Consider the following 4824-nt stretch of genomic DNA (forward strand, 5'->3'; position numbering starts at 1 on the left):
GCATCTTGTTATATTGTTCTGATAGCTTTTCATAATCTTTAACTGTGCGTATCATCCTTACCACTCCTTTACATAGTTGTCCACATTATCAATAGCATCATCGCCAGTATGATTACGACTGCTAGCCAAACTGTGAATTGTTTCATATTATTTCTCCTTTATTTGTTTATATGTACATTATACTATAAAAAATAAGGGCTGTCAACCCTTATTTAGTAAATATCTACAATTAAATACCAATAATCCTCGCTTTCAAAAGCTATATCCTTTATCTTTTCTATATTATTCATCAGTTCACATATGTTTTCATCTGCATTTATATAATTATCCGCATAGAAGTTATATATATCTTCTCTATCTAATAGTATTACTTTATATTCCCTGTTATACATACCTCTGTTATTTAGCTCGTTTAGCAACTCAACGTCTTTAAAATAACACTGAAATTGCCAATTATACTCAAAATTACTACCATATAGCATCAAATCCACGTCATTATAACAACCTGCGTTACATCCATAGACACTAAATTCCATATTTATCCTTCCATTCTTTCTCTGCATCAGAAATCATATACTTGACACCTGTTTGTTCTTTTATTTCTCTATCTAAATCATTTAGTATATCCTTTACTGTGGCTTTTACAGCATCTTCATTAAAATTCCCTTTGTATATTTCATAATATCTTGGAGAGTAGTCAAAGATAACTTCATCCTTATGCTTTATATAGAAATTAATATGAACTGTTTTCCCACTATCATAAAATTTGATAAACTCCAACTCTTTATTTACTATTTTAAAATCTATTTCTTCTAAAATATCATATATATCGTACATAAAAATTCCTCCTTACAGTTATTATACCATAGGGAGGAAGTATTGTCAAGTATTATTTAATATTCGTCCATTGAATCTTCAAATTTTCCATATTGTTCTTCTATTCTCTCAATTCTCTGATAGGTTCCATTAAAATCATTTTCTAACACTTTCAAAAGGTTCATATCAGTTGCAAACATCTTACTTAAAGCTAACTCATCTAAAGTTTGGTGTAGTCCATCAATATAATCTGTCGTTGCCGTTTCAAACTCATTCATTTTCTTATTAAATTCTATAATCTTTGCTTCATTGATATAATTACCTTTTACAGCTCTCGCATCACCATCAAAAGAAGAGTCGAATATCTCATCCATTAGATTATTGTATTTATAGCCTATTTTTTGATTAATTTCCATCAAATTTACATAAAAGTTGTTAAAAAACTCCATACTTTTAGAGAAAAAATCCTCAGATACTAACTCAAATGCTTTAAATTGTAACAAATAATTCATAGTTTCTACCGCAATTTCGTGGTAATTACCTAATTTATCATTGTAAAAATCATATTTTAGGACATTTTCTAACTCTAATTCCATATATTACTCTCCTATTCATAATATATAATATAATTCTTAAAAACTTTTATATCGTCCAAGTCCTTATCTAAAGGAAATGATACAAAGCTACCATCTTTATAATGAATACTACTTGCTGATTCAATTGTTTTTCCATTTGGCAAACAAGGCTTGAAGATTATTCCCTCAAAGGGGAAGTCTTCAATTTTTTTATAACCTATTATTTCTCTACTCATTATTATTACCTACTTTCTAAATCCATGTACATCTATTGTGATAAGCTGATGTGCTACGATAAAGTTTTGGCTCTCTAAGAAGTTTATTGCATCTTTCTCTGTTGCAAATACATAAGATTTATTCTGACTATTTTTAGTTAAGGCTATTACTTGAAATACCTTACCTTTTTTCTTCATATTTTTTTCTGATTGTTCTAAATTCATAATTTTTCCTCCTATTAGTAAATGTGATTGTATATAATTTCTCTATCTGGTGTTGCATTGTTAAAATCTTTAACTTCGTTTAACAGAGAGAATCCTATCATTCTAGCATAAGATTGTGTTTTGTATGTTTTATTATACGGGAACAATATATCCATACTACAGAATGGTTTAATATCTTCATCTTTATCAAGTATAACACCAATTCTCTCAGATCCTGTAACATCAATACTTCTTCCAATGCCCTCTAAATATCTTTCCATTACAAGTATTTCTTTTTCAGAGAACTTACCTTCTTCTTTATTTAAAAATACACCAAAAGAACCACTATCTTCCATTCTAATGATATGTAATTCCAATCCTTTTTCTTTGTGCAACTCACATAACGTTTCATTATTCAAAATTCTAGCTATATCATTTTTATTGTTTTCCTCTAGTATATATGTTAATTCTTCATTCATTTTTAATTTCTCCTTTTATATAATTTGTTATTTTTTACCTAATTCTTCAAAAGCTGAGAATATAACCATACCTATAAACATTACAGGGGCTAATATAATCGAAGCTCCTAATATACAGGACATTACTATAAATACAAATCCTAATATAAACATTTTCTTCAACTCCTTAACTTTATAATACAATTATAACACTAATTATTCTTATTGTCAATACTTATTTTTTATCTTTTTCTATAATAAACTCATTTATTAATTCTTCATATTCTTTCTTTTCTTTTAGTCTTCTTTCTAATGCTTTTTCTTTAGCATCTCTTTTATGTTTAATAACCGTTATCACTATTTCTTTATCTCCATCTTTTTGAATAACGAACTCTCTATAGTTCTTCATGAAGACATATTTTTTAGAGCCTATGTTAACTATCCTTTTGTTTCTCAATGCTCTCAAATCCTTTAACATTGCGTCCTGTATTTTCTTATGGTTGAAGTTAACTCTTTCTGAATATCTTTCCATAGAGTGTTTTGTTAGTATATATCTTGTCATTTTCTTCATCTCCTTTATTTATTATATATTAATTATAACCTTATAGTTTCAATGTGTCAATACTTTTTATAAATAAACTTAAAGAAAATAATTACTTGTAATTTTTTCTTCTATAGAAGACTCGTTATTATGTATACTCTCCATATTACTTCGAAGAACTTATCGCAATCAAAGATTGCTCTTACTCAACAACAAGTTGTTTCGTATTAGATATTATGTATTGTTTTAATTAACTTAAAGTAGCTTATACTTGTCCCTTATACAACTATCAATTATTAAAACTAACTAGAGAAGGTTATTTGATAGCCATAACCAATCACTTAATAATTCTTATTGCACCTATCGAATAAATTCTCATGCAACGTCTTGTCTCCTAACCCAATTGGGTCTTCCCAGTGTTGTTTTGTTTATGGTGGACTCACACTAAAAGTCCTACTAAGGGATAATAAATTATCACCACTATATTTTTTGTATCGGCTACAGCTCACCTCGGTTTAATTGATAACTGTGATAAACTCGACACTTAAAGTCACAGGTTCTTATGTGGTCTATTTACTTGTTAAATACATTATAACACATAACAACAATCTTGTCAAGCATTATTTTAAACTTTTTTAAATTATTTTTTCTGTAATATTATTATACCATATAAATACCCTTTTGTGTAATAAATATTCACATAACATAATTTTACAATTTTGTCAATACATTACTTTCAAAGTGCAAGCCAGCGGTCTTATAGTAATTAGAGAGAGGTAATACATAATTTGGAAGTTGTCATCTTTCTTTAAATAGGAAGGTGAAAAGTAATGGAAAACCCAATCTGCGATAATTGCGGAGGACAAACTGAGATTATTGAAAACGATAAATATGAATGTATTTATTGTGGATGTGTCTTAGACGAGTACGGAGATGTTGTTTATGAGGTATAAAGTTTGCAGTGGTTGTGGTAAGAGAGTGTTAGAAACTGAGAATTGCTCTTGCAAAACTAAAAATGGAAATGAATACAGTAAACAATATTATGAAGAAAACAAAGAACGAAAGAAAGATTTAAATAGTAAGAGATGGAAGAATTTAAGAATTAGAACTATTAAAAGAGATGGTGGAATGTGTAATAGATGTTGGGTGGAGTTAGGTTTTATAGAAATGGCTCAGCTTCAAGTACATCACATTAAGCCACGTTCAGAATATCCAGAGTTAACGTTTGATCCAGATAATCTAATAACAGTATGTAAGACTTGTAACTTATCTTTAGGGGTAAGTGGTCAATTAGATTGGGAGATACAAAGGTTTAATGAAGGTTTAGATGAACCAACGATATAAAAAGGAGGTAATCATACATGGCAGGAAGAACTAGTAAACCAGCAGCGTTAAGAGAAACTAGTGGACCTAATAGAGACAGAAACCACACTAAAGCAGAGATTGAAAAAATGCAAAAGACAGAAGAAGCTCTAGGAGGTAACTCTGAGAAAGTATCTGATGTCCCTGATTATCTGTCTGACTTAGGAAAAGAGTATTATAGTTTTATCACTAAAGAAATGGAAGTTAGTGGAGTTTTGAAAAACTTAGATATTCCTATAGTTGTTCAAATATCAGAAACATTAGCTATGATTAGAGAATGTGATTTAGATATAAACAAAGACGGATTATTTTACATGGAACCAGATAGAAACGGAAGAGACGTTAAGAAGAAAAATCCAGCAGTGGATATTCGAGATAAATCAGTAAGTCAGTTTAAACAATTGGCTACTCAGTTAGGAATGACACCAGCTTCTCGTTCTAATTTAGCAAGTTTAAATCTTGAAAAACAAAAAGAAGAAGAAGACCCGTTAGCTAAGATTCTTAACAGAAAAACAAGATAAGTACATTGACAATTGAATAGTAATAAGACCGGCATTAAGTTGTAAAAGACTACGTGCGTTCAGTCAATCAGGTTTAAATGCGCACACTTTTTATACATAATTTTGAGGAGAATTATGAGAAATGAATGAATA

The 4824-nt window shown here is 29.1% G+C and carries 10 protein-coding genes; 2 read left to right on the forward strand and 8 right to left on the reverse strand.

What is annotated here, in order from left to right; all coding sequences use genetic code 11:
• Nucleotides 1-212 precede the first annotated feature (212 nt).
• From ACTHW2_RS10775 to ACTHW2_RS10810, 8 genes are all read right to left on the reverse strand, one after another.
• Entirely contained in the window at nucleotides 213-392 is a 180-nt protein-coding gene (locus ACTHW2_RS10775) for a hypothetical protein (RefSeq protein WP_442263922.1), read from the reverse strand.
• Nucleotides 393-525: 133 nt separating this feature from the next.
• Nucleotides 526-837, reverse strand: coding sequence for a hypothetical protein (locus ACTHW2_RS10780; protein WP_442263923.1), 312 nt, complete (start codon nucleotides 835-837; stop codon nucleotides 526-528).
• A 56-nt stretch (nucleotides 838-893) separates the two neighbouring features.
• Nucleotides 894-1412, reverse strand: a complete 519-nt coding sequence (locus ACTHW2_RS10785) for a hypothetical protein (protein ID WP_442263924.1) — start codon at nucleotides 1410-1412, stop codon at nucleotides 894-896.
• A gap of 11 nt (nucleotides 1413-1423) precedes the next feature.
• Nucleotides 1424-1627: a hypothetical protein gene (locus ACTHW2_RS10790; RefSeq protein ID WP_442263925.1), complete on the reverse strand. Its 204-nt coding sequence runs from the start codon at nucleotides 1625-1627 to the stop codon at nucleotides 1424-1426.
• A gap of 9 nt (nucleotides 1628-1636) precedes the next feature.
• Nucleotides 1637-1831: a hypothetical protein gene (locus ACTHW2_RS10795; RefSeq protein WP_442263926.1), complete on the reverse strand. Its 195-nt coding sequence runs from the start codon at nucleotides 1829-1831 to the stop codon at nucleotides 1637-1639.
• Between the two features lie 14 nt (nucleotides 1832-1845).
• Nucleotides 1846-2289, reverse strand: coding sequence for a hypothetical protein (locus tag ACTHW2_RS10800; protein WP_442263927.1), 444 nt, complete (start codon nucleotides 2287-2289; stop codon nucleotides 1846-1848).
• A 27-nt stretch (nucleotides 2290-2316) separates the two neighbouring features.
• On the reverse strand, nucleotides 2317-2442 hold the full coding sequence (locus tag ACTHW2_RS10805) for a hypothetical protein (protein WP_442263928.1): 126 nt from the start codon (nucleotides 2440-2442) through the stop codon (nucleotides 2317-2319).
• A gap of 61 nt (nucleotides 2443-2503) precedes the next feature.
• Nucleotides 2504-2830: a hypothetical protein gene (locus ACTHW2_RS10810; protein ID WP_442263929.1), complete on the reverse strand. Its 327-nt coding sequence runs from the start codon at nucleotides 2828-2830 to the stop codon at nucleotides 2504-2506.
• 921 nt (nucleotides 2831-3751) lie between these two features.
• Here ACTHW2_RS10810 and ACTHW2_RS10815 point away from each other — a divergent pair.
• A complete protein-coding gene (locus tag ACTHW2_RS10815) occupies nucleotides 3752-4153 on the forward strand; it encodes an HNH endonuclease (RefSeq protein WP_442263930.1) in 402 nt (133 codons plus the stop codon).
• A 17-nt stretch (nucleotides 4154-4170) separates the two neighbouring features.
• The gene (locus ACTHW2_RS10820) at nucleotides 4171-4692 is read left to right on the forward strand and encodes a phage terminase small subunit P27 family (protein ID WP_442263931.1); all 522 of its coding nucleotides are present in this window, start codon (nucleotides 4171-4173) and stop codon (nucleotides 4690-4692) included.
• The last annotated feature ends 132 nt before the right edge of the window (nucleotides 4693-4824 follow it).

Source organism: Tissierella sp., from assembly GCF_052089545.1.
GTDB lineage: Bacteria > Bacillota > Clostridia > Tissierellales > Tissierellaceae > Tissierella_A.